The 25,438-nt window shown below is 44.8% G+C and carries 17 protein-coding genes and 2 tRNA genes; 15 read left to right on the top strand and 4 right to left on the bottom strand.

Annotation, left to right across the window (positions count from 1 at the left end):
* The 5 genes from J5X94_RS03670 to J5X94_RS03650 form a co-directional block, all read left to right on the top strand.
* On the top strand, positions 1-4,105 hold a 4,105-nt coding region (locus tag J5X94_RS03670; protein ID WP_210540182.1), incomplete at its 5' end, for a beta strand repeat-containing protein.
* Between the two features lie 82 nt (positions 4,106-4,187).
* On the top strand, positions 4,188-4,640 hold the full coding sequence (locus J5X94_RS03665) for an outer membrane protein assembly factor BamE (protein WP_210540180.1): 453 nt from the start codon (positions 4,188-4,190) through the stop codon (positions 4,638-4,640).
* A gap of 258 nt (positions 4,641-4,898) precedes the next feature.
* A complete protein-coding gene (locus J5X94_RS03660; protein WP_197131939.1) occupies positions 4,899-5,321 on the top strand; it encodes a tetratricopeptide repeat protein in 423 nt (140 codons plus the stop codon).
* Between the two features lie 26 nt (positions 5,322-5,347).
* Positions 5,348-6,508, top strand: a complete 1,161-nt coding sequence (locus J5X94_RS03655) for a flavin monoamine oxidase family protein (protein ID WP_210540178.1) — start codon at positions 5,348-5,350, stop codon at positions 6,506-6,508.
* Between the two features lie 323 nt (positions 6,509-6,831).
* Entirely contained in the window at positions 6,832-8,457 is a 1,626-nt protein-coding gene (locus J5X94_RS03650) for a long-chain-fatty-acid--CoA ligase (RefSeq protein WP_210540176.1), read from the top strand.
* A gap of 279 nt (positions 8,458-8,736) precedes the next feature.
* Here the strand turns inward: J5X94_RS03650 and J5X94_RS03645 are convergent, their stop codons facing one another.
* Positions 8,737-9,480 (bottom strand): siderophore-interacting protein, encoded by a 744-nt coding sequence (locus J5X94_RS03645; protein WP_210540174.1) that lies wholly within the window; start codon positions 9,478-9,480, stop codon positions 8,737-8,739.
* Between the two features lie 493 nt (positions 9,481-9,973).
* Here J5X94_RS03645 and J5X94_RS03640 point away from each other — a divergent pair, with 493 nt between their 5' ends.
* Positions 9,974-10,399, top strand: a complete 426-nt coding sequence (locus J5X94_RS03640; protein ID WP_210540173.1) for a PaaI family thioesterase — start codon at positions 9,974-9,976, stop codon at positions 10,397-10,399.
* A gap of 196 nt (positions 10,400-10,595) precedes the next feature.
* On the opposite strand, the gene J5X94_RS03635 is transcribed toward J5X94_RS03640, so the two are convergent.
* Positions 10,596-10,672: transfer RNA gene (locus tag J5X94_RS03635), tRNA-Asp, on the bottom strand.
* Between the two features lie 54 nt (positions 10,673-10,726).
* Positions 10,727-10,802 (bottom strand) — tRNA-Val (locus J5X94_RS03630).
* Positions 10,803-11,160: 358 nt separating this feature from the next.
* Between J5X94_RS03630 and J5X94_RS03625 the strand changes: the two genes are divergently transcribed.
* The 7 genes from J5X94_RS03625 (at position 11,161) to J5X94_RS03595 (ending at position 21,793) form a co-directional block, all read left to right on the top strand.
* Positions 11,161-12,798 carry a cardiolipin synthase gene (locus J5X94_RS03625; protein WP_210540528.1) on the top strand — a complete coding sequence of 546 codons (1,638 nt, stop codon included), beginning with the start codon at positions 11,161-11,163 and terminating at the stop codon, positions 12,796-12,798.
* A 129-nt stretch (positions 12,799-12,927) separates the two neighbouring features.
* Positions 12,928-14,502: a tetratricopeptide repeat protein gene (locus J5X94_RS03620; protein WP_210540171.1), complete on the top strand. Its 1,575-nt coding sequence runs from the start codon at positions 12,928-12,930 to the stop codon at positions 14,500-14,502.
* A 132-nt stretch (positions 14,503-14,634) separates the two neighbouring features.
* Positions 14,635-16,314: a 3-deoxy-D-manno-octulosonic acid transferase gene (locus J5X94_RS03615; protein ID WP_210540169.1), complete on the top strand. Its 1,680-nt coding sequence runs from the start codon at positions 14,635-14,637 to the stop codon at positions 16,312-16,314.
* A complete protein-coding gene (locus J5X94_RS03610; protein WP_210540166.1) occupies positions 16,311-17,087 on the top strand; it encodes a 16S rRNA (uracil(1498)-N(3))-methyltransferase in 777 nt (258 codons plus the stop codon). The genes J5X94_RS03615 and J5X94_RS03610 overlap by 4 nt, the downstream gene beginning before the upstream one ends.
* Before the next feature lie 226 nt (positions 17,088-17,313).
* Positions 17,314-18,438, top strand: a complete 1,125-nt coding sequence (locus J5X94_RS03605) for an extracellular solute-binding protein (protein WP_210540165.1) — start codon at positions 17,314-17,316, stop codon at positions 18,436-18,438.
* A gap of 176 nt (positions 18,439-18,614) precedes the next feature.
* A complete protein-coding gene (locus J5X94_RS03600) occupies positions 18,615-20,303 on the top strand; it encodes an ABC transporter permease (protein ID WP_210540163.1) in 1,689 nt (562 codons plus the stop codon).
* Positions 20,304-20,452: 149 nt separating this feature from the next.
* On the top strand, positions 20,453-21,793 hold the full coding sequence (locus J5X94_RS03595) for an ABC transporter ATP-binding protein (RefSeq protein WP_210540161.1): 1,341 nt from the start codon (positions 20,453-20,455) through the stop codon (positions 21,791-21,793).
* A gap of 52 nt (positions 21,794-21,845) precedes the next feature.
* Here the strand turns inward: J5X94_RS03595 and J5X94_RS03590 are convergent, their stop codons facing one another.
* A complete protein-coding gene (locus J5X94_RS03590) occupies positions 21,846-22,757 on the bottom strand; it encodes a methyltransferase domain-containing protein (protein WP_210540159.1) in 912 nt (303 codons plus the stop codon).
* 590 nt (positions 22,758-23,347) lie between these two features.
* Between J5X94_RS03590 and J5X94_RS03585 the strand changes: the two genes are divergently transcribed.
* Both J5X94_RS03585 and J5X94_RS14000 read left to right on the top strand, forming a co-directional pair.
* Complete coding sequence (locus J5X94_RS03585; protein WP_210540157.1) at positions 23,348-25,000, top strand: alpha/beta hydrolase family protein; 1,653 nt, start codon at positions 23,348-23,350, stop codon at positions 24,998-25,000.
* Positions 25,001-25,163: 163 nt separating this feature from the next.
* Positions 25,164-25,292, top strand: coding sequence for a hypothetical protein (locus J5X94_RS14000; protein WP_266097129.1), 129 nt, complete (start codon positions 25,164-25,166; stop codon positions 25,290-25,292).
* The last annotated feature ends 146 nt before the right edge of the window (positions 25,293-25,438 follow it).

Genomic DNA, 25,438 nt, shown 5'->3' with positions numbered 1-25,438 from the left:
AGCGCCAGTAACATTGACCAACGTGGCTGATGGTGCACTCAGCACAAGCTCAACAGATGCCGTCAATGGTCGTCAGTTGAATGCGACTAACACCAATGTTACCGCGCTTCAAGCAGGCTTCAACGTCAGCAGTAATGGTGCTGACCTTGGCGCTATCACAGCAGGTAGTACACTTGACATCGGTACCGCTGCCAATAGCAACTTAACGGTTGTCAAAACAGGCAACACGATTGACTTCGCCTTGAACCCAATCCTAGCGGGTCTGACCAGTGTGCAAGCGGGTAACAGCCTACTAGACAATACTGGTCTGACCATCACTGGCGGTCCAAGTGTCACCACTGCTGGCATCAATGCCGCGGGCACCAAGATCACCAACGTCGCTGACGGCATCATTGCAGCGAACAGCAAAGACGCCATCAACGGTAGTCAGCTCAACACCACCAACGTTGCTGTTGCTGACAACGCCAGTGATATTGCCATCAATGCGACAGGCATCACCGGCAACGCAAACGCGATTGCCCAAGGCTTTAACATCGATGCAGACATTGGTACTCCAGACAACGTTCAATTGGGTGACACCGTTACCTTCACCAACAGTGACAACAACCTAGTCGCCACCGTCTCAGCCACTGGCATCAACTATGACCTTGCTGACAACATCAGCGTGACGCAAGCCACCATTGGAGATGGCACCAACAGCACCGTACTGACCAGCACTGCCAATGGCTTAAACATTGGTGGTGACAAGCTCACCAATGTTGCTGACGGCACCACGAGCAGTGATGCTGTGAACTTCAGTCAGCTGCAAGCCGTCAACACCGCGACAGAGGCGAAGACAGATGCCTTAGGCACTAGCACCGCAACCAATTTAGGTGGCGGCGCCACGTACAACAGTGCAGATGGCACCGTGAGCGCACCCGTTTACAGTGTTAACAACACCAATCAAACAGGCGTGGACGCAGCCATCACCGCCTTAGATCAAGGCTTCACCTTACAAACCGACGGTACCAATGCCGCTGCCATCAAAGCTGGCGACACGGTAGACATCGGCATTGCCGCCGGTGAGAACAACCTGACCGCAGTTAAAACCGGCAACAGCATCGCCTATAGCCTTGATAAAACCCTTGACCTAGGGACAGCGGGTAGCCTCACTACTGGCAACACCCTAGTGAATAACGACGGTATCAGTGTGGCGGGCGGTGTTAATGGTAGAGATGTAAGACTCACTAATAGTGGCTTATCTAATGGTGGCAACACGATTACAGGTGTGGCTGATGGACGTCTTGATCTTGGCAGCAATCAAGCTGTGAATGGAGGTCAACTGTTTAAGGTCGCAGATTCTGTCACTAACAATTTAGGTGGTGGTGCATTTATTAGACCTAACGGCACTATAAGCGCACCTACCTATACTCTAGACGATGGTAGCAATGCTGGCATCACGGCCAATTTTAATGATGTAGGTAGCGCTTTAGACAACCTTGATGGTCGTACAGTAAGCAACACAAGTGATATTGCTAACATTCAGACCCAAGCAAACCAAGGCTTTAACATCAGTGCTGCTGGCGGTAGAGTTGACAATGTTAGACTGGGTGAAACCGTTGACTTTACCAACGGCGATGGCAATCTTGTGGTTACAAATGATGTTGAAAATCGCATCAATTACAATCTAGCTGAAGATATCAACTTGGGCGCTGATGGCAGCATCACCACTGGCAACACCGTCACCGATAATGCAGGCGTTACAGTAGGTGATGCTGCAGGTAACGCAACTACCATCACTACAGCCGGCACTAGCGTCACTGATGGCGTCAATACTAGCAACTATGGTGCAGAAGGCTTTACCGCTACGGATGCTAACGGTAATAGCACTGTTGTGAACCAAACCGGTGTCAGCTTTATCGATACCAACGGTGCAACAGGCCCCAGTATTACAGCTACCGGTATGGATGCAGGTGCTTTGACCGTCAGCAACCTAGCTGATGGTGTAGTAGCAACCGATGCAGCAACTAAAGGTCAAGTAGATGCTGTAGCTGATGACTTGACAGATTTGACAGCGGGTGCAGTACAGTATGTGCGTAACCCTGACAACAGCGTAAATTACAACCAAGTCCGCTTAACTGGTACTCAAGCAGTGATTGATCAGGACGACGAAGGTAATAATTTTGTGGTCAGTGGTGGTACAACATTTTCTAATGTCGCCAATGGAGTGAATGCTGACGATGCTGTGAACAGAGGACAGCTTGATAGCTTCATTTCTAAAAACATCACCAATGTTGAAGTGACTGACCAAGATGGAAACCCTGTCATCATCAACGTCACCGACCAAGTCGTTAACAGTAATATAGATGACAATAATTTAGAGTCGTTATTTTTGACCTATGACGTTAAAGGTCAAGACGTCACGGACAGTCTGACCCTGGGCGAAACTGTACAAAAATTAAATACCAAAGGTATAAAATTTGCTCATACCAATGCTGTTGCTGCTGAAGGAGATTTGGGTATCACCAATGACTCAAGTGCCGGAGGTGCTAACTCAACCGCTATTGGCGTCAATGCAATTGTAGAAGCGGGCGCAAACAATACCATTGCATTAGGTCGCGATACTAGAGCGACTACGGATGCAACAGACTCTGTGGTTATTGGTTCAGACTCACGAGTCAGCGGTCAGTCAGCGATAGCGATTGGTGATGGTTCTCAAGCCAATGGCAACCAATCTATTGCTATTGGTACAGGCAACATCGTAAACGGCAATAACTCTGGCGCAATTGGTGATCCAACCACCATAAATGGTAATAATAGTTATTCGATTGGTAACAACAACAACATCGCCAGTGACGATACCTTTGTATTAGGTAACAACGTCACCTCAACCGTCGGAGGGTCAGTGGTTCTAGGTACTGGATCAGCGGCTATCACAGGTGCTGGTATTGCAGGTTATCGCTCAGTGGGTAACGCTGCTATTATGGCTACTACTAGCACGACAGGCGCAGTAGCGGTAGGCGATGCTGCTAATGGTGTATATCGTCAAGTGACAGGTGTTGCAGCTGGTACAGCAGATTCCGATGCGGTAAACGTATCCCAGCTAAAAGTAGTCAGTGATGCTCTAGGAGACAGTAATGCAGCGCTTAGTAATGCCGCAGTTCAATATGACAAAAATCCAGATGATACTGTCAACAAAGGCAGCATTACGTTGGGCGGTGCAGCAGGTACTACGATAACCAATGTCAATGGCGGTGCTATCAATGCAGATAGTACCGATGCTATCAATGGTGGTCAGCTATATAACCTAGGAAGTGACGTCGCTAGTGTTATCGGTGGCGATGCAGCGCTTGATGATGCAGGTAACCTGACCGTTACCAATATTGGCGGTACAGGGGCAGATAACCTTAACGATGCTATCGCTGCTGTCAATACTGGTAATGCTCAGGCCAATGAAGATATTCAAGCCAACACTGATAGACTCGATACTGGATTGAAATTTAGTGCTGATAGTGGCACCAACATCGACAAATCGATAGGGGATAGCACTGCGCTTAAATTTGAAGGTAGCAATAACATTAAAACAACGGCCACTGGTAGCGGCATCAAGTTTGATTTGAGCGGCAATATCAGCGTAGACAGCGTTACAGCAGATACTATTACTGCGGACACTGTAACTACTGGTAATACGACGGTCAGTACCAATGGCGTAACTATCGCAAATGGTCCAAGCATGACAACGGAAGGTATTAATGCAGGCGACAAGACAATCACTGGCGTCGCTGATGGTATTGAAGTTAATGATGCCGTCAACATCGGTCAGTTGAATGCGCTCGGTGGCACGTTGAGCAATAGCGTCAATGAACTGGGTTACAAAATCAACGAAGTGGAAGATGGTGCCAATGCTGGTGTCTCAGCAGCAATGGCAATGTCTTCATTACCACAGTCCTACATCCCCGGTAAATCAATGGTTGGCGGGGGGATAGCGACCTACAATGGTCAAAGTGCAGTTGCGATTGGTGTATCCAAAGTATCTGATAATGGTCGCTGGGTAATTAAAGTAAATGGTACAGCAGATAGCAATGGAAATGCAGGCGGTGCAGTTGGTGCAGGCTTCCATTTCTAAGATAGCCGCATTATTTTATGGCAGCGTTTGTCTATAGATAGGCGCTGTCAATTTACTCACGAAATACATTAAGGGATAGAAAATGAAAAAATCTCTACATCGATACAGTTTACTAGTAACCGCTGCCTTACTACTCACAGTAACTGGCTGCTCCCAAAAAAATATAATGCCAAATGGATATTTGACCCCTGGTGCTCAACACGGATCAGTTGATTCTAATAAATTAGTATTTCCTGCTCCAGACAAGGCATGGCAAAAAGAGGGTGCTATTGTCACCCATGATGATATCGCCAAAATTCAAGTAGGTATCACTAAAGACAGTATTTACAAGTTAATCGGCACCCCTCATTTTAGTGAGGGATTTAATGCCCACGAATGGGATTATATTCTCAAGTTTTATGATGCTAATAACAACGTAAAAACTTGTCAATATAAAATCATCTTTGATGACAGTAACAAAGGTATAACGCGTGACGACGAGTTCTTTGCCACTGAGTTTTATTGGCAGCCAGCATCTTGTGCTAAATACTCATAGCTCTGGCCCTCATCGCAGTTATAAAGAGTCGTGACGCAAGCAAGGCATTTAATGCTTTGCTTTTTTTGGTTCAGTACAAGGCGGAATAAGACAGATATAGTGCTGAGCTTTATCAGGTGTTGTGTTATTTTGATTTTCTTCTATGAACGTCCATATAAATATCGTATCCTTTTTTATGCCAACCATCTGAGCCGCCAGAATTACGTTATAATCCTAACCAAATAATCTATACCCCAAGTCAATAAAAGGTTGTAAGCAATGATTAATACCAAAATATATAAATCTATTTATAAATTGGCAGAAGAATTACTAGAGGCTGATCGTATCGGTAATCAAGAAAAATTTGATGCGTTTTATGCTGAGCTAAAAGCCATCTGTACTGATAACGAAAACACAGACAAAGATCATCCAGAGCAGTGGGAAACGCTTGCTGACTTTACAGAAGATTTGGACGAAGCACTGGTCATTTATGACAAAGCACTAACAAAAGCCACAGCGATCAATTCGAAAGATCATCTGTCGTCGATTGCTTTTTCTATGGCGGTGCTACAGCTTGAGACAGGTAACAAAGAAGCGGCTATTCAAAGTCTACAAAATGCCAAAATCACTGCCAATAAGATTGAAGATAAAGAGTTTAAGGTTGAGATAGATGAGATGCTGACTAAGTTGTTGGCTGAATAATTTCAACTAAGCAGGAATGACTTTATATGCAAGACGTACCTATTGTGATTGTTGGCGGTGGCTTAAGCGGTCTATATGCGGCATTTTTATTAGAACAAAAAGGCATCGATTATATACTGATAGAAGCTCGTGACAGATTGGGCGGGCGTATCACTGTTGCCAAATCATCAGTAGACTTGAGTGCTAGCAGTCAAAGTGTTGATCATAAAAAATCAAACGACGGCTTTGATTTAGGGCCGTCGTGGTTTTGGCCAGAGTATCAGTCGCAATTAAGTGATTTGATTGAGGCATTAGATTTGACACGTTTCGCTCAGTTCGAAGAAGGCGACATGATGGTTGAGCGTGCGGCCAATGAGTTGCCTATCCGCACGCAAGGTTATAGGAGTTCGCCACCATCTATGCGCCTCGTGGGTGGAATGACGGCGCTAACTGATGCTTTATACGCGCGCTTAGATGCCAAGCGTGTCATAACCAGTCAAGTCGTAAAGCGCTTAACCAAGACTGGTCAACATATCGATATAGAGAGTGAGTGTGGGTCTGAACATATCAATGCTGGTCAAATAATCACTTATCAAGCGCAGCATGTATTACTTGCGCTACCACCGCGGTTGGCGGTCAGCAATATCGTATTTGAGCCTGCTTTACCGCAAGATTTAGCGATGGAGTGGCAAGAAACAGCCACTTGGATGGCACCACATGCCAAGTATGTGGCTGTTTATGACTCACCATTTTGGCGAGATAATGGCCTTTCAGGTGCAGCACGAAGTACGATAGGGCCGCTCACTGAGATTCATGATGCTTCACTAGTAGAAGGCGAAGGCGCGGTGTTTGGTTTCTTTGGTGTTCCCGTTAAGGTGCGCCAAAGCGTCTCAGAGGTAGAGTTAAAAGCGCATTGCCGCGCGCAGATGGTACGTCTATTTGGTGTACAAGCAGACAAACCAAAGGCGGAATATATCAAAGACTGGTCTCAAGACTCATTTACCGCAACGGCGGCCGACGCGAATGGCACAGGGCAGCATGCTGTAGCACCTACTGCCAAGCCAAAAATAGGCATGTGGCAAGATGGTCTAACGGGTTGCGGTAGTGAGTGGTCAGAGGCGTTCCCTGGTTATGTCGCTGGCGCTATTGATGCGGCAAACAGAGCGGTACAAAGCTTACCTGATGCCGTATTGCAGTCTGGGTCGTAAACAGGTGCAGACTTTCGTTTTCTAATATGTCTTGTTTAACATAAGTTGAGACAGTATATTTCTAGAAAATAACGGGTAAATATAAGTGTAAATAAGCGTCTTCATCCGATGAACGAACACGTAGTAGGCAGTCTTGAAAGTGTTAATAAAGAGACTGGTAAGGACATCTACAACGGCTACTTAATTAAGAAAAAAAGATATATTCTTTATTTCTATCAGACGAAATTAATTTTTCTAACTGTTCAGACTGACGTATACTGATGAGGCTCCATATATAAAATATGCCCACGGACGAGCACTAAAATCACTATAAGGATATTCAGATGTTAGGAAAAATGATGTATCAGCCGCTGCTCATTAGCAGCCTCATTGAGCACGCCGCCCAATATCATGGTGATACCGCTATCTTGTCAAAAGAAGTCAATGGCGAGATGACCAAGAGTGATTGGTTGACCGTCTCCAATAACTCAAAACGTTTGGCAAATGCGCTACAAGCACTGGGACTTAAGTCATCAGAGCGCATCGCCACCTTGGCATGGAACAATCGCCGTCACCTAGAAGCGTGGTACGCAATCTCGGGTAGCGGTATGATTTGCCATACTATTAATCCCCGTTTATTCCCCGAACAGCTTGCCTACATCATTAACGATGCGGAGGATCAAGCTTTGTTCTTTGACATTACTTTTTTGCCACTAATTACCGCTATCAAAGAGCACATCAAAGGCATTAAGCATTTTATTTATTTGGGTAATAGAGACGAAAAAGTCTTGGAGCAGTTACCGAATGCTCTGTTCTTTGATGAGTTGCTGGCAGATAATAGCCCTGATTTTGACTGGCCGCAGTTTGATGAAAAGCTTGCAAGCTCACTCTGTTATACCTCAGGAACGACAGGCAACCCCAAAGGCATTTTGTACTCTCATCGTTCCTCAGTTCTGCATGCGATGGCTTTGTGTATGCCCGATGTGTCCTCGTTGTCTGCCCAAGATGTCTTGCTACCAGTAGTGCCGATGTTCCATGTCAACGCGTGGGGCACGCCTTATGCCGCTGCTCTGACGGGCTGCTCTCTGATACTGCCCGGTCCTAATCTTGATGGTGACAGCTTAGTGTCTGTGATTGATGATTATAAAGTGACTGTGGCTTTGGGCGTGCCGACTATTTGGCAAAGTCTGCTAACCGCTGCCAAAAACAGAGGCAGTAAGCTGGACAGTATGACGCGTACGATCGTCGGCGGTGCAGCATGTCCGCCATCAGTCATCAAAACCTTTAGAGAGGACTTTAACTGCGATGCGATACATGGTTGGGGCATGACTGAGACCAGTCCGCTCGGCACGATGAATCAGATAAAAGCCAAGCACAAATCGCTCAGTAAAGAAGAAATTAATGAGCTGCGTAAATCGCAAGGTCGCCCTCCTTATGGTGTCAAGATACGTCTGATGGATACGGAACAAAAAGATAAGCCAGTCGCCGAAGATGGCGAGTCACAAGGGCGCTTGCAAATTCGTGGGCATTGGGTCATTGATGATTATTTTACTGAAAATAAAGATGCCATCACTGCCGATGGCTGGTTTGATACCGGTGATATCGCCACGATTGATGCCGATGGTTATATGAATATCCGTGACCGCTCAAAAGATTTGATCAAATCAGGGGGCGAGTGGATATCTTCTGTTGAGTTAGAAAATATCGCTGTGGAGCATCCAGAGGTTAAGATGGCTGCAGCGATTGCGGCGGCTCATAAACAATGGGGCGAGCGTCCAGTCTTAATTGTCGTCAAAGAAGCGGATGCGGCAGTCGATGAAGCGCAGATTCTTGAGTTCTATAAAGGTAAAGTAGCCAGTTGGCAGATACCTGACAAAGTCGTCTTTGTGAATAATATTGTGCTCAACGGCGCAGGGAAAATGATGAAAAATAATTTACGTGATGAGCATGGTGATATCCTGCTTGCTTAATATAGTCAATCCACTATAAATCAGGTACGGAGGCAGGCTTGTTTAGTCTACTATTTGTAGTGCTTTAAATTGCCTTCCTTGTACCTGAATGGTCTTGAACCGACTATGGCATTAGGGTTTATTCATCCGCTGTTCGCGCAAAATTAGCTATACGTTTTTAATCACACCTTAGAAGAAAGAGCTCGCTTATAATTAAGCGAGCTCTTTTAGTTTTGATGCTAATTCCGATGTCAGTTTCGATATTAGTCAGTTTCGCTTATACGTGCTGGCACACCGAAATTATAATACGCTCTCTGCATCCTCTCGTTTGACAACTTTATGCTGATCTTCTGTGCTATCGACTTTCCAATAACTGGATATGTATAAATGCGTCTTTGGTATTGGACGCTCTCCTTTAAAGTAGTGACGCAGGGCACGCATACTATGGAATTCACATGCCGCCCACACCGCAGGTCGTCCTGTCAACCAAGTAAGCGTTTTAACACGATCAAGTAATGGGCTGCTTTGTGCATTTGGATGTGCATTTATCACCCAATGAATGTCGACGTTGTCGGGTTTTTTGAGTAGTTGCTTGTCTGCTTCGGTGGTAATCTCAAGGATTGCATAGCCGTGTGCGTCAGCAGGTAGCTGGGCGAGGTTAACGGTAATCGCCGGCAGCGCTGTCATATCACCGACCAATAAAAACCAATCAGCCTCATTGTTAATCAGCTTCTTCGGTCCAGGGCCGCCTATCAGTATTTGCTCACCTATTTGGGCGTTACGTGCCCATGTTGAAGCAGGGCCTTCTGTCTCATGCAAAGCAAAATCGACATCTATTTCTTCATCTCGTTGAACGCTAACGGTATAAGTGCGCATTAATGGTCGAGAGTCCTCACCTTGAGGAAACATCAGTTTTATATAAGCACTTTCTTGGTCTACTGGAAAATCAGTCAGTCCAGCACCGCCAAGTGTGACGCGGCACATATGTGGCGTGAGGTATTTACTGCGAACAACCTCTAGCATTCTTGGGGTGGGTTTTGCCATTTTAATACCTTCCTTTATTTAACTGATTGGTTGTATATCAAAAAGTATGATTATTATCATTTAAACAACTTTTGATGATTTGAAAGCCCTTTAGAATCAGAGCATTGCTTTCTCGTTGATTTTTATTGGTAGCATGCTTTTTAAAACAACACTGAGTATAAAAAGTTCGATGACTAAAGTAATAATAATGATAATCATTAACATGTGTATATTACGCTAATTGGTACTTATGTCAATTGGGTTGTAAGTGTTTGGTCGTTGGTCTTGATCATTTGCTTCTCATACTTGAGTAAAAGTGCTATTAGATAGCAGCTAAAGCAGATGAAGTTTTGAGGTTCTTAAAGGCAACAGGCCCTAATATAGATACGGTTTATAATGTGAATTATGCTATAAATGATGGTGGAGATAATCAGGTAACTGTTTTTGATTAGCGTCTCTTAAATGAGAAAGGCTAAACGTCGGCAGTAAGCATAATTAAAATCAAGGAATAGATATGTCTGCAAGCAAAGAAGAAATCGTCGCTTTTATAGAGGCGGAGTTTCCGCAAACCAAATGTAGGGTCGAGTCAGTAGATGAGAAGGGTTCGACCTTATCGCACGAGATAGGTATCAATGAGCTGAGACCTGGTGGTACGGTCTCTGGGCCGGTGTTGATGAGTGTCGCTGATGTGGCTATCTATGTGGCAATATTGGGAAAAATCGGTATTGTACCGTTGACCGTGACAACGAGCTTAACCATCAATTTTTTGCGTAAACCTTCAGCAGATGCCCGCATCATCGCCGAATGCACGTTAATGAAAGTAGGGCGCACATTAATCGTGGGCGAGGTTTCTCTTTACTCAGAAGGCTCTAGTGACTTGGTCGCCCATGTGGTTGGCACTTATTCTGTACCACCACAACCGAGACAGACGACTTTATAGCAATCTATATTATGTGGCTATATTATTTAACCATGTTATTGACTGAGTTTTTGACTAAGGCAAGTGGTAAACCCAAGAGATAAACCACAGAGAAATTAAACACTTAGATAAATTAACAGACACAAAAAAACCTCAAGTAAACTAATACTTGAGGCGAAACTTGCTTAAACTCGAAAGTTTAAATTCGTTTTAAATATGGCGCAGCGGACGGGACTCGAACCCGCGACCTCCGGCGTGACAGGCCGGCATTCTAACCAACTGAACTACCGCTGCTTAGGTCGTTTTTAGCATCTTACTCGTATAAATAGGCCCACTTTGCTAAAAGAGTGGTGGGTGATGACGGATTCGAACCGCCGACATTCTGCGTGTAAGGCAGACGCTCTACCAACTGAGCTAATCACCCTGAGAAGCGTTAGCTTCGCAAGTTAAAATTCCTTAAAAGGAATCTTATAGAAGTCTTAACATTTAAAGTTGTCACACTCTAAATTAATAAGAATTCTAACAACATAGAACTTAATTAAGTCCCCTTGCTGTGGGTGTGTATTATATAGATTTACATATGCCTGTCAAACGTTATTTCATATATTTTATAAATTAATGATTATCTTTCTTTTACGTCAGCGACATTAAGACTGGTTCAGCCCATATGGTGGGTACATAGTTACCTATTGTGTGCGCGCCAAAAGCTACTATACTGATAATGCTTTGTGGCACGTGCAGGTATTAGATAATTTGATTTGTATTAATTGACTGATTGGTTGATGGAGGCAGGCATAGACACTTTTGCTATTGAAAAGTACTTTACGACATGGTCATTGGGTGACTTTGCAGAATTGGGGCTGATATTACATGTCGTGCTCATGATACTCATGACATTACGAATTGTATCGGTACAGCGCAATATTGGTGTATCGATCGCTTGGGTTGCTGTGCTCTATACCTTGCCTGTCGTAGGATTAATTGCCTACATACTGCTTGGTGAGCCAATGATCGGACGTCGCTATCGTGAACGCATGGATCAAGCCAGCCTGCTAATGAACGAGATGGCAAGGCGGGAGCATTTGGTCTTTGATAAAGGGCAAGATTTGTTGCCTGATAACTATCGCGGTGTCAGCCAAATAGGGACGCGCTGGACAGGGTTCGGGGTGTTTCCCGATCACCAGATGCAGCTACTAACCGCGCCCAGTGCTATTTTTAAGCGTTTGATCGATGATATTGAGTCAGCAAAGAGTATCATCTTGATGGAGTTTTATATCATCTATCCGAAGGGGCAGGTAGGAGAGGTGATAGAGGCGTTGGTCGCTGCCGTACAGCGCGGGGTTGAGTGTCATATATTGGCTGATAGTGTTGGTAGTTTTAGGTTTTTTAATAGCAATGAGCACCGAATATTAGAGCAAGCAGGTGTCTTTGTTCATCAGTCGTTGCCGGTAGGCTTGTTTAAGACCTTATTTAAACGTTCAGATCTTCGTAATCACCGAAAAATGGTGGTCATTGATGAATACATTGGTTATATCGGCAGCTTTAACTTGGTCGATCCTAAATTTTTTAAACAAAATAAAAATGTCGGACAATGGATCGATGTGGCGATACGTAGTGTGAGCCACCGTACCATCAGTATAGCGACGGCGATGGCAAAAGTTGTGGTCACCGATATCGGCGCTGAAAATAACAACAATCTAGACGAGCTCAACCAGCGAATCAATAACTATACCCGCAAGCTATATGTGATGGATCCGACTATCAATGACATCAACAGTCGGGTAAAGTTTTTGGGTGATAGTATCGATGCTGATGAGCCGCTACATACTGGCTCAATGTCGATAGTCATACCACAGATGCCCGTAATAGAAGGCGTGATCGCGCAGTTGATACCTTCGGCACCGCAGGTAACAGCGCATGTTATTTATAATACCTTGGTGACGGTTATTCATCGCGCCAATAAACGCATTTGTATTACCACGCCATACTTCGTACCTGATGAGGCGCTATCAAGTGCGCTGACGATCGCGGCTAAGCGCGGGGTAGAGGTGACGATTATCGTTCCCGAAAAGGTCGATTCGTTTTTAGTGCAGCATGCGTCACAAGCGTATTATGAAGAGTTATTGCAGGCCGGCGTCACCATTGCCTTATTTAAAGGCGGGCTGCTACATGCTAAAACCGTGGTGATCGATGATGATTATTGTCTGTTTGGTACGGTAAATATTGATATGCGCAGTTTTTATCTCAATATGGAAGTCAGCTTGGCGATTTATACCCCTGAAATGGTCGCTCAAATTGCTAACTGCCAAGAGACTTATCTACAGAGCTGTCATTTTTTGACGTTAGCAGAATGGCAGCAGCGCGCAGGCTATGAGCGATTGTTTGATAATGTGGTACGCTTGTTTAGTCCTTTATTGTAGCGGTTTGAATTTTAGGCTAAGGTAAACTATCTACACATTGTCTTTATCCACACATTGCATTACTGTCGCCATCATAACGATGTCATTCTATTCATTACCTACTTAACTGTAAAAGGACACGCTGGTCTTATGTCTGCATCGCCTCTAACACCACTGGATTATATCGCCGCAGGCTATTGGCAAGATTTCTTAGCGGGACGCCCTATCGCAGGTGGTATTGCCTATGAAGCGGAGTTGCGTGATTGCACTTTGGATGAGTCGCTATCGAGCTTACAGCGGGTAGATACTTTGCTATCGCAGATACGCCGTGATCTGATTAAAACGGGTAACTGGGATGAAGATGCGCTGTTAACGGATGAACGCTATCGTAATCTTATGATGTTTTTGGCATTTTATGCCGGACAAGTATTGGCACAGCAGTGGCAAAATACGCCGCATTGGTATGGTCAATTCGAGCTGCGCAAACGTTATCCAATATGGTCGCTGAGCACCGATGATTGTTATCAGCATATGGCAGTGTTATATAGTGAAAACAATAGTGCCAATATTAATGACAATGACAATGCCAATGCCAATATTAATGACAGTACCAATATTAATGACAGTGCCAGCTTGCCAATATTTTTTGCCCTAGAACCGATAGGCTTGCGCTTGTTCGGTCATGTCGATCGACCCTTTGTCGCGGTTCAAGGCGGGCAAGTTGCTAGTGGCTTGTATCAAGCGGTTAGTGCCAGACTGCCAATCGCTAATAATTACGTGTCTACCATTACCACTCAAGACAGTAAATCTAATGTGGCTGCTCGCATGGCTTCTCAAGTGGATTTAGGCTCAAGTAGCATAGACTCTAATTCTCAGACAGTGGGCACTAGCGCAGCATTTTTAGTAAAGCAGAATATAACGGCCACACCAGCAGATGATTTGAATAAAACTGATTTAAATGAAGAGGCTTCTACATATATCGTATCAGACAGGCTAACCAATGAAAGCTTATCGAATGAACAAGAGAACCAATTAAAGCCTGAACCATCTAAAGCGGAGCTGCCAGTAGTACAGACCATTCCCTTGGTAAAAACCAAGCCAGCAGCCGCTGTCAAAACCTCGCCAACCCCAGAGGTTTTTAGTCAATTACTCATAGAGTTAGATGAGATCGAACGGCCGCAAACTGCGGGCAATGCTGAGTATCAGCAAGCCCGTAAAGTCTTGGATCAGTTTGAACAGCATGTTGCAAAGCAATCTAAACCGCGTGCGCAAATTAACTTTTCAGAGAATCATCTGGCGGCAAAAAAGCAAGCGTTGTTGAAACTACAAGAGGCCGCGCATGTCGGGAATACCGCTGCTATGCTGCGTTTGGCGATGTATGAGCTACTCGGTGAAGGCTTGGTGATTGATAAAAATGCTGGTATAGAGGCAGGTGTCGAATGGGTTAAGCAAGCCGCCAGCAAAGACGACAGCCGAGCGCAGCGCTTACTCAGTAAGATGTATTACCAAGGGGTTGGTATCTTGCAAGATATTAATAACGGTAAATATTGGTTAGAGCAAGCTGCCCAAAACGGTCACGTGGAAGCGGCCAGTTTGGTGGCACAGTGGCAGCAAGCGCAAGCGTTGATAACGACACAAAAGCAAGAACAACACAGTATTAAGCGCTACCAATTATTACTGGCGGTAGTGCTAGTAGTGGCGGTGTTAATATTAATTATTGTCTAAACGATTTTTGTTAGCTCATACTGCGTAAAAGCTTATTATTAAGCAGCAAATTCAGGTAGAATTGTCGCGTTTTTTACCATCAGTTTTTTTGAGAATGGTATTATCTGATCCATTACTAATCTGGGCTGTTCTATGCCATCTTCTCCTACGCCATCCAAACCCTCTACCACCGCGTCTTCATCTACCGCGTTGTCCAGTCGAGCGGTATATCAGCCACCCTTTTATTATCAATGTATCATTAGCTTATTAAAGCCGCTATATCGCCTACAGGTTTGGCGACGCTCACACAAGCGCGATAACTATCAGCAAGAAGTGGCGCAGCGTTTCGGCAAGCACTATCCTGCAGCGCCAACAGCTGATAACAAAGCTGAAATGTACCATAAAGCTGAGGTGAGTAATAACGTTATCTGGTGCCACGCGGTGTCTTTAGGTGAGACCAATACAGTAGCGCCGTTGCTAGACATGCTATTGGCGCATGGTTATCAGATTTGGCTGACCAATACCACGCAGACAGGTTTTGCCCGTGGTGCCAGTCGTTTCGCTGATGACATTGCTCAGGGTCGGCTTAGCCATAGTTATGTACCTGTAGATAGCCTCGCTGTTATCGAAACGTTTTTAGCGCATGTGCAGCCAGTCGCGGCCTTATTTGTAGAGACCGAGCTGTGGGCAAATATTTTAGCCAAGCTGTCCGAGCATCGTACTCCGAGCATCTTAGTCAATGGTCGTCTATCAGCCAGTTCATTTACAAGCTATCAAAAAATCGCTGCTGTCAGCGCCAGTATGATGAAAAACCTGACGTTAATTATTGCGCAAGACAACGAGTCTGCCAAACGCTTTCGCCAGTTAGGTGCTCATAGTGCGCAAATTCGGGTGGCGGGCTCACTCAAGTGGGTCATTAATAGCCCAGTGCTTAATAATGAAACGATTGATAGCAAAACTGATGATGTACAAGCGACTGATAGCAACGCTGCTAAGAAAGAACATGAGCGTGCCACTATACAAAAGCAAAAGAGCGGTATTGCCGTCGAGTTGGGAATAGCGGATCGTCCTATTTGGATCGCGGCCAGCACCCATAGCGGCGAGGAAAGCATCGCTCTGTCATTGCAAGAGCAGCTATTGTCCAACCCAGCGCTGGCAGACACGCTGTTGATTATCGTGCCCAGACATCCTGAACGCTTTGATGAAGTGGCGACACTTATCCAAAACAGTCAGTTAACAATGGCACGGCGCAGTAACGAAGAAGTAATCAATACAGACACGCAAGTCTATTTAGCAGATAGTATGGGCGAGCTGATGACATGGTATACGCTAGCCGATGTGGCGTTGGTGGGCGGTTCGTTGGTCGATGTGGGCGGACACAATCCAGTTGAGCCAGCGAGTGTGGCAACGCCAGTGCTAATGGGACGCCAAACCCAATCGTGTCAAAGTGTGGTCGATAAGCTGGCGAGTGTGGGCGCGTTATATCAGCCAAACAATACGTTTTATCATCCAATTAATATAGAGGATGTTGCTGCCAATAATGAAAATATCGACCATTCAGATATCATTAGCTCAGATATCATTAGCTCAGATATCAGTAGTTCAGATATGAAGGGTAAGCAAAAATCCTCGCGCAAAAAATCCTCATTGGCTGCTAATGATACGGCGCTCATTTATGATCAGCTACAGTCTTGGCTTAGCCATCCGCTATTAGCCAAACAGGCAGGGCAAGCTGGCGAGCAGATGACCGTACAGCAGCAAGCAGTATTAACGCGTCAATTTGCCATGATCGAAAAGGTGATTGAGCAACACTCAAACCAAGAGACTCTATGAACTGTCTATTACTGCCTGCCGAAAACTTTTCGCAAGATTCTGCGACAATCAATCATCTATCGCAAATTAACCATATCAATGGCGTGTTGACCGCAGCAGTAGGAGATACCCTTAAAATTGGGCAACTCGGTGGCAATCTTGGTACAGCAATTATTGAGGAGATTGCTGCTCACCGTATTCAGCTAGGTGATGTCCAATTGTCAGTTGTGCCACCTGCTAAGTTAAATCTGACTGTTATCTTGGCATTACCACGTCCAAAAGTGCTGCGCCGCTTGATAATGGATATGACGGCGCTTGGTGTGCGCGACATTATCCTTATCAATAGCTATCGCACGCAAAAGAGCTATTGGCAAAGTCCGATGTTGGGTCGCCTCGATGAGTTCGTACTAGAAGGTTTGCAACAAGGAGTGGATACTGTTGCCCCGCGCATTACTTTGCAAAAGCGTTTTAAACCCTTTGTCGAGGATGAGCTGGCAAGTCTAATCACCAACCGCGCTATTGTCGCGCATCCTTACAGCGATCTGTCATTTTCGCAATATGTGCAGCAGCAAGTGCTAGCAAAGCAAGAGCAAACTGCGCCATCGCTCGTAGAAACCAACTCAGCTAATAGCACCTCCTTGCCCAGTCTCGTTTGTATCGGCGCAGAAGGGGGCTGGATCGACTATGAGATTGAGCTGCTTGCCAGTCAAGGCTGTCAGGCAGTACACATAGGTCCACGCATATTGCGTACTGAAGCGGCAGTCAATGTGATTTTGGGGCAATGGTTGTTATAAAAAAGTGTTGAGCGAACACTATTTGGCTAAATCATTGCTTTTGAAATTGTATTTTAAAAGCAATGATTTAGCCAAATAGTCACCAGTTTATCCAGTTAAATAAATGTATTGATAATTAATCTCATTTCTATTAGTATGTTGTTTTCAACTAATATGCTCTCATTACTCTTAAAGAGTAATGTTTTTTTATCTCTCACTTATCCGTAGCACCATTATGGGGAAAACCATGTCATTGAAAGCTTTCAGCGCAAATTTACCTTCTACCAAGCTTACTTTACCTGTTGCCGTATTTGGCATGATGTTAGGACTTGCGGGTTGTAGCAATTCCTCTACGCCAGAAGAAAGCGTTGATGCTGAAGCGGCGCCAGCCAGTAGCGAGCAAGAAGTGGCTAACGATGGCGCGACGAGTGCTGAAGGACAGACGATTACGATCTACTCATCACGTAACGAGCAGCTGATCAAACCTTTGCTAGACCGCTATACAGAAGAAACAGGTGTCAAAATTGAACTGGTCACTGATAAAAGTGGTCCATTGATGGCACGCTTGCAAGCGGAAGGTCAAAATACGCCAGCGGATATGCTATTGACTGTAGATGCGGGTAATTTGTGGCAAGCCACAGAACAAGGATTGCTCCAACCAGTGGCATCGGCGGTATTAGAAGCCAATGTCCCTGCAAAGTATCGTGATCCAAAAGGTCAATGGACGGGTCTGTCATTACGTGCCCGTACTATCATGTATGACCCAAGTAAAGTCAGCGCCGACCAGTTATCCACTTATGCAGATTTAGCGGATCCAAAATGGAAAGGCAAGCTTTGTTTGCGCACCTCAAACTCTGTGTATAACCAGTCATTGGTTGCCAGCATGATTGAAAACTTAGGCGAAGAAAAAACCGAAGCCGTCATTCGTGGTTGGGTAGATAATTTAGCCACTGACGTCTTTAGTGATGACACTAGCATGTTAAAGGCTATCGCTGCCGGTCAGTGTGAAGTAGGCTTGTCTAACAGCTACTACTATGGTCGCTTGCTCGATGAGCAGCCTGATTTTCCTGTCAAAGTCTTTTGGGCAAACCAAGGCACTACTGGTACCCACGTGAATATTTCTGGGGCAGGTGTGGTGACAGGCTCAGACAATCCTGATGGCGCCCTCAAATTAATGGAATGGTTGTCTTCGGATAAAGCCCAAGGTCTCTATGCCAGCTCTGATAAAGAATATCCAGTCAAAGAAGGCGTTGATGAGTCAGATATGCTCAGATCATGGGGCGAATTCAAAAAAGATGATATCAACGTGCAAAAGTTTGGCGAGCGTCAAACCCAAGCGATTCAAATGATGGACAAAGCAGGTTATAAGTAGAGTATTACAAGCCAACCACGCCCAAAAAATGACAGTAGCCATCAGATAAATGTCAGTATGACTCTTAGTAAGCAGCACAGTAAACTGAGCAAGTTTGACAGAGAAAATGGTGGTTTTGGGTGTGCGATAGGCGAATTAGATCGGGAACTCTATGCGTATGACATGGTAATAATTATATGATAACAACGCCAAATGCGTCTGTTCGTCAAGACAAGACAGCCAACGACAATAACAATGGCAGTGACCATAGTAGTTTGGCTGTTAGTCAAGACCATGCCGTTCGCAAACGTATCCTCTCAAAATCAGTCTTAGGACTGATTTCGTTGTTTATGCTGGTACCAATTCTCATCGTCCTGCTGTCATGGACGCAGCCAGTGGCAGACATCTGGACGCACATGCGCGAGTATGTGCTGCCACAAGTCCTCAAAAATACCGCGATTTTATTGGTGATGGTGACGGTTATCTCTGGCAGTATCGGCACCGCACTTGCTTGGATCACCAGCATGTATCGCTTTCCCGGACAGCGCTTTTTTTCGTGGGCGCTGATGCTACCGCTGGCGATACCAGCTTATGTACTGGCATTTGTTACCGTCGGTATTGTTGATTTTAGTGGACCGCTACAGACAGGTTTACGAGAGTTAGGCATCGATACAGCCATTCCGTCAGTACGCAATGTCTGGGGCGCAGGTTTGGTGTTGTCATTGGCATTTTATCCCTACGTTTATTTGCTAGCGCGTCAGGCCTTTTTGTCACAAGGCAGGCGAGCGATTGAAGCGGGTCAAATGCTTGGTTTAAGCCGCAGTCGCGTGTTTTTTCGCTTGGCATTACCGCAAGCATTGCCGTGGATAATTGGCGGATTGTTACTCGCCAGTATGGAAACGCTTGCAGATTTTGGTGCGGTTTCGGTCTTCAATGTCGACACGTTTACGACGGCTATTTACAAGGCTTGGTTTGGCTTTTTTAGTCTAACGACTGCCGCACAATTAGCCGCTTTATTAATCGGTGTGGTATTTATCGTCGTATTGTTTGAGCAGTATTGGCAAGCCAAACGCGGTAATATAGTTACCCAAGGCAGCAATCAGCGTTTTGAAGCCAGCGCGTCTGCTAAGCTGGCCATGACATTCCTATGTACACTGGTGTTTTTGCTGGCTTTCCTAATACCGTTCTTGCAGTTGATCTACTGGACCGCGTTAAACTTCCGCCAAGATTTTGACGCCCGTTATATTGATTTTGTTACCAACAGTCTCATGATTGCGAGCATGACCACCATTTTCATTGCTTTTTTAGCCATCATCATTGCGTGGATTAAACGCCAATATCCTGATAAATCAACCAAGCTTATGACCACTCTAGCCAATTTGGGCTATGTCGTACCGGGTACAGTACTAGCTGTTGGCATATTTATCCCAATTGCTTGGATAGACAATCAGCTGATTGCGTTTGGTGTGACCTCAGAGCAAGTGCTGTCGGGTAGTGTGATCGTGATGCTCCTTGCCTTATCGACGCGCTTTATGACCGTAAGCTTTCAGCCAGTCGATCGGCAGTTACAGCGACTGACTGTCAATCAGGAAGCGGCTGCTAAATTACTGAGTGACAGCCCTTATCAGCGTTGGCGGCAAGTGATGTTGCCTGTACTCAGCCCTGGGGTGCTAACTGCTTTATTGATGGGTTTTGTCGAAGTGATGAAAGAGATGCCGATCACCTTGATGACACGGCGACAAGGCTGGGATACGCTAGCAGTGCGGGTATTTGAGATGACCAGCGAAGGCATGTGGGGCAGAGCAGCATTGCCAAGTTTGCTGATTGTGTTGGTCGGTCTTATTCCTGTTTGGATACTGCTGCGCCAAAGTGATAAGCAGGGATAAGTTGAAAACAGTTTATTATTTAAGACATTGCCGTTTATTATTTAAGAAGTTAAAGACAGAGTTGCTCGCGCTCAAGGATTCATTAGTACCATAATTTTTTACCATTTTATTTATTGGTTTTATTCATTAATCGCTTACTGGTACCATCTATGTATACTGACTTGATTAAAGACTCAACAGACCCAGCCAATCCTCAGTCGGCGACGGCTAAAGTGAAAGTGCACGCTGATAATGTAAAAAAATCACCAGTATCAACAGATGAAGTTTACCAAATGCAGGATAATAATACCGTTAATCATGATAGTAATTCTGCCGCATATACTGAGACAAATATCGCGACCAGTCCTTACTTTAGCGTCCAAGATTTAATCGTCGGTTATGAAGATACCATCATCGTTAATGGACTATCGCTAAGCTTACAGCAAGGCGAGATTGGCTGCTTTTTAGGTTATAGCGGCTGCGGCAAGACCACGGCATTGCGAGCCATTGCAGGGCTAGAGCAAAGTCGTCGCGGCACGATTGGCTTAAATAACCAACGCTTGACAGAACAGACGTCGACGACCTCGTTTGCCGTCGCGCCAGCCAAACGTGGCATGGGCATGGTATTTCAAGACTATGCGTTATTCGGGCATTTAAGCGTAGCAAAAAACATCGCTTTTGGTCTTAATAAATGGTCAGCAGCCGACAAAAAAGCCCGCGTGGCTGAAATGCTAAGCCTCGTTGAATTGACGGAGCATGCTGACAAACGTCCCAATGAGCTCTCAGGTGGACAGCAACAACGCGTTGCTTTGGCACGAGCGTTAGCGCCCAATCCCAAACTCTTGCTACTCGATGAGCCGTTTTCTAATTTGGATGTGGTACTGCGTGAGTCATTGGCGATGAATGTCCGCGATATTCTCAAACGTACCAATACCACCGCTATTTTGGTGACTCATGATCAAAATGAGGCTTTCGCGCTGGCGGATAAAGTAGGGGTCATGGATAAAGGTCGATTGGTACAATGGGCGACACCAAGCGAGCTATATCATGAGCCAATCAGTCCGTTTGTTGCTGAGTTTGTCGGTGAAGGTGCGATGATAGATGGCATTATCAAAGAAGGTCACGTCGAGACCGCGTTAGGTGATATTTACCGTCGCATGGAAGTTTATGATGAGTCAGGTCAGCCGCAATATTGTGAGTACGATTATCCCAATGGCACTCCGATTAAGGTGCTCGTGCGCCCTGACGATATAATCCATGATGATGATAGTACGCAGACCGCTTTGGTGATTGGGCGCGTCTTTCGCGGTGCCAATTATCTGTATCGTTTGCAACTCGATGATGGGCAGACAGTTTTATCCTTGGTCGCCAGTCATCATAATCATGAGATTGGCTCGCAAATTGGGATTTTGCCGATACTTGAGCACGTTGTTGTTTTTGATGAAAAAGACATCAATGCGACGACTTGGTCAGAGTACGATCGGTCCGAGCGCGTGGCAGAAGCCAGATAGTCGCTTTAGCAAATCATGATTTAAACGCTCGTCATCATTCAGCGTATTCAACTTAACGAGTTGCCATTATATGCAGATAGCGACCCAGCCATTTATACGGCTCTCGTTGTGAGTAGCGCAGCTCCATGCGTATGACTGCATCAGGATCATTATGACCACCGCGCTTGAGCGGCGCATAATCATGAAACACGCGCAAGCCACTGGTTAGAATGGTTTGGTAATGATGTGTGGTGAGCCAAGACTCGACTTCTTCTTTGGCGACCGGATAATTAGGCGTCAGGCTTTTTTTAGTGTCAGCCTTATAATCAGTGTTATCGAGCAGATTAAAATTACCCATAATCAGATTACGATAGTCAAAGCTCGCTGGATTATAAAAGCACAATGACAGCGCGCCATGCTCAGCCAATAGCCGATCACAAAAATCCATAATCGCTGCTGGTTCTGCGAGCCATTCGAGTAGGGCATGCGACATTATCAAATCAAACTTAGCTGTTTTCTCAGCATTCTTAGCCATACTGTCTTTATTCTGCAACTCATCGATTGCTAACTTATCCTCTATCTCTTGATAAGGGCACACATACCAGCGTATATCTAGATTCTTATCGATTTCTGCGGCGCTCGCTTTTGCTTTCTCTAACATATTGGCAGAGATGTCATTGATGACCACGCTATGCCCTTGAGCCGCAAGCTCAATCGCAATCTGTGCAAGTCCTGCACCCACATCTAAAACCCGCAAAGGTCGCCCAAGCTCTTTACTCATCTGCGCTGTATAGGCAAAGATATCACGGCGCAATACTGCCAGTCGAATGTCGCCTTTAAGACCACCGTAGACCTTTTTTTCAAAATAATCGGCAATCGTGTCAAAACTACGATCAGTGCGCGTCTCGTCTTGCATCGCTGTTTCTTTTGTGAGATCTGTCGATTGGCTGTTGGTTTCTTTCGTGCTTTGACTGCTGGTTTGCATAGGGTGATATCTGTATTAGGGTTAAATTTGGAACATCGTACAACAAAGACTAAAGCTAAGCTAGAATTGCTTTAACGGCAACAAAATTTTCTGCATAAGGTAAAAGACGCCACTCAGCGCATGTTTTCCAGTAGCTTTTCATAAAATTTTACGGTATAAATAGTGGGGTCTGTTGAACATTCAAATATTAGAACTGCTGATCGCTAAAATCGCATCAAACTAGGCGTAAACCGACGATAATGTCGAGACCTTAGCTAGGTTTACAACAACGTTTGGAGTGATTTTAGCATCAGCCCCAAGTATACAAGCAGGGGCAGGGCTATTTTTTGCCAATACATGGCGAAATTGTCTACCCTAGAACGACTAGGCGTCAAAAATTTCACTGCGTATTGTCTAAAAAATAGCCACTGCCAGTACCATATTTGAATGTTCAACAGACCCTAAGGTTTAAGAAACAATAACTATTGAGCAAATTTTGCTAAAAAGTGCTTAATACAAATCATTGATGAAAAAAGCTGCCAAACTAAACGGCATTTACTGCCAAAAAATTTCAGCAAACGTCTGATTTACCATTGCTAAGGACAGCAACCATGATCAAATCCACCACGGATACCAGCGGCAAATTATCTGCCCCTACTTATCAATCCATGTCTATCACTACTAAAACACCAACGATGTCACGCTGCTTATTGTCAGTAGCCGTTGCCAGTGCTTTACTACTCACCGGTTGTGGAGATGACGACGATGATAACGACACAGCATCCGTCATTTTCCCTACTAGCGTTGAGACAATTAGTGCTTTCAGTACTGCTCAAATAGATGGTATTCCTGGATTGGAAAATGCTGGTACGCCTGATGCTAAGTGTGATATTAAAGTAGAAAAAGTTACCTATCAAACGGTAGGGTCAGCAGGCGAGGTTACCAATGCAACTGCTGCTTTAATGCTTCCTAGTGGTGAGGGTGCAGACTGTTCGGGTGATCGTCCAGTATTATTATATGCTCATGGTACGACTACCGATAAAAGCTATGACTTTAGCCAAGTTGGCAATCCTCAAAATTCAGGCTCGGGTGAAGCCACCTTGATAGCAGCAAACTTTGCCGCGCAAGGCTATATCGTCGTAGCCCCTAACTATGCTGGCTATGATGATTCAGAGCTTGATTATCATCCGTACTTAGTTGCTGAGCAGCAATCTGCTGATATGATTGATGCGTTGAATAGCTCGCGTATCGTTATCGATGCACAAAAACGAGATAAAAATACCAATTACGCCAATATCGATGATTCAGGCGAGCTATATATTTCAGGATATTCGCAGGGCGGTCATGTTGCTATGGCTACTGCTAGAGCGCTAGAAGCACAAAACAAACCAGTGACAGCCATTGCGCCTTTATCAGGCCCTTATGCTTTGGCTGCCTTTGGTGATGCTATCTTTACAGGGAGCGTTAACCTTGGTGCAACGCGATTTGCGCCATTATTAACGACAGGATTACAGAAAAAGTATCCAAACATTTATAATAATGTTAATGAGATTTTCACTGACCAGTATGCTAATACTATCCTTCCAAGTGACTCAAGTTTTGAGCAATTAGTCGAGGATAATAAACTGCCTGGATTTGCGCTGTTCCAGTCAAAATCTACTGGCAATGCAGTACTTGATCAGCTACCTTTTAGTACACTACCTTTTGCATTTCTAGGATTTTCTCCTGATAACTATCTCATTAAGACGGACTTTCGTGCCGCTTATGTGACAGATGTGCTTGCAAATCCTGATGGTTTGACAGCAGCAACACCAGCTGGAATACCAGCCGCTTCTCCACAGAACGAGCTTCGTAAAGCTCTAAAAGACAACGATTTACGAGGATATGTACCAAAGATGCCAACATTGTTATGTGGTGGTCATCGTGATCCAACGGTATATTATGATTTAAATACAGGTGCAATGACTGCTCAGCTGCAACAAGCCAATCTAAATATCACTGTTCTCGATGTCGATAACGAGAATGAAGCGGGTCGTGGCATTCCAACGTTGCTGCCTTTAGGTCAATCAGCATTAGCAAACCCTTGGCTAATGACCAATACTATTGATAATATTCAGTCGCGATTTAATAATAATGTCGACGCTGCTGGAGCTGGCCTCTTATCTAGCTATCATGGTGGTTTAGTCGCTAGTGCTTGTACTGACGCCACTCGTGAATTCTTTAATCAAGACTTCAGTGCCAGTGCCAGTGCCAACCGAACTTAATATGACCAAGCGGCAATAAGTTATTTACAGATGAATGATGTCAAAAAACTGCATCCCAGTGGGTGCAGTTTTTTTTATGTATAAACCCATTATTTTTTAGGAGGATAAAACAATGAAGTCAATAATGTTATCTTTGCTAGCGCTCACCTTTGTATGATTGCCTATGAGTCAAGCACAAGCAAAAAACACGCCTTGCTCCGGTAAGATGGGCGGCGTTTCTCATTGCTCAAAAGATGGTGAATGCGTCTGTAAAAATGGCAAAATTAGCCAGTCTAAGCGAGTATGTCATTAAAGATATTTCGGTGGATATTACTGGATCTAAAAACCTGCGCTAATGAGCTGTTTTGCTTGATTTTAATGACAGTCAGAACCCCCTAAATCAACAAATTTGTGCTAAAATAGCTTCTTTTATTCAACATTACTTTTAACAAAAACCGT

The organism is Psychrobacter sp. K31L (assembly GCF_017942195.1).
Lineage (GTDB): Bacteria > Pseudomonadota > Gammaproteobacteria > Pseudomonadales > Moraxellaceae > Psychrobacter > Psychrobacter glaciei.
This window is presented reverse-complemented; position numbering and strand designations above follow the sequence as displayed.

Coding starts and splice junctions, on each gene's coding strand:
- J5X94_RS03665 (WP_210540180.1), top strand. CDS start 4,188: ATGAAAAAATCTCTACATCGATACAGTTTACTAGTAACCGCTGCCTTA.
- J5X94_RS03660 (WP_197131939.1), top strand. CDS start 4,899: ATGATTAATACCAAAATATATAAATCTATTTATAAATTGGCAGAAGAA.
- J5X94_RS03655 (WP_210540178.1), top strand. CDS start 5,348: ATGCAAGACGTACCTATTGTGATTGTTGGCGGTGGCTTAAGCGGTCTA.
- J5X94_RS03650 (WP_210540176.1), top strand. CDS start 6,832: ATGTTAGGAAAAATGATGTATCAGCCGCTGCTCATTAGCAGCCTCATT.
- J5X94_RS03645 (WP_210540174.1), bottom strand. CDS start 9,480: ATGGCAAAACCCACCCCAAGAATGCTAGAGGTTGTTCGCAGTAAATAC.
- J5X94_RS03640 (WP_210540173.1), top strand. CDS start 9,974: ATGTCTGCAAGCAAAGAAGAAATCGTCGCTTTTATAGAGGCGGAGTTT.
- J5X94_RS03625 (WP_210540528.1), top strand. CDS start 11,161: ATGGAGGCAGGCATAGACACTTTTGCTATTGAAAAGTACTTTACGACA.
- J5X94_RS03620 (WP_210540171.1), top strand. CDS start 12,928: ATGTCTGCATCGCCTCTAACACCACTGGATTATATCGCCGCAGGCTAT.
- J5X94_RS03615 (WP_210540169.1), top strand. CDS start 14,635: ATGCCATCTTCTCCTACGCCATCCAAACCCTCTACCACCGCGTCTTCA.
- J5X94_RS03610 (WP_210540166.1), top strand. CDS start 16,311: ATGAACTGTCTATTACTGCCTGCCGAAAACTTTTCGCAAGATTCTGCG.
- J5X94_RS03605 (WP_210540165.1), top strand. CDS start 17,314: ATGTCATTGAAAGCTTTCAGCGCAAATTTACCTTCTACCAAGCTTACT.
- J5X94_RS03600 (WP_210540163.1), top strand. CDS start 18,615: ATGATAACAACGCCAAATGCGTCTGTTCGTCAAGACAAGACAGCCAAC.
- J5X94_RS03595 (WP_210540161.1), top strand. CDS start 20,453: ATGTATACTGACTTGATTAAAGACTCAACAGACCCAGCCAATCCTCAG.
- J5X94_RS03590 (WP_210540159.1), bottom strand. CDS start 22,757: ATGCAAACCAGCAGTCAAAGCACGAAAGAAACCAACAGCCAATCGACA.
- J5X94_RS03585 (WP_210540157.1), top strand. CDS start 23,348: ATGATCAAATCCACCACGGATACCAGCGGCAAATTATCTGCCCCTACT.
- J5X94_RS14000 (WP_266097129.1), top strand. CDS start 25,164: ATGAGTCAAGCACAAGCAAAAAACACGCCTTGCTCCGGTAAGATGGGC.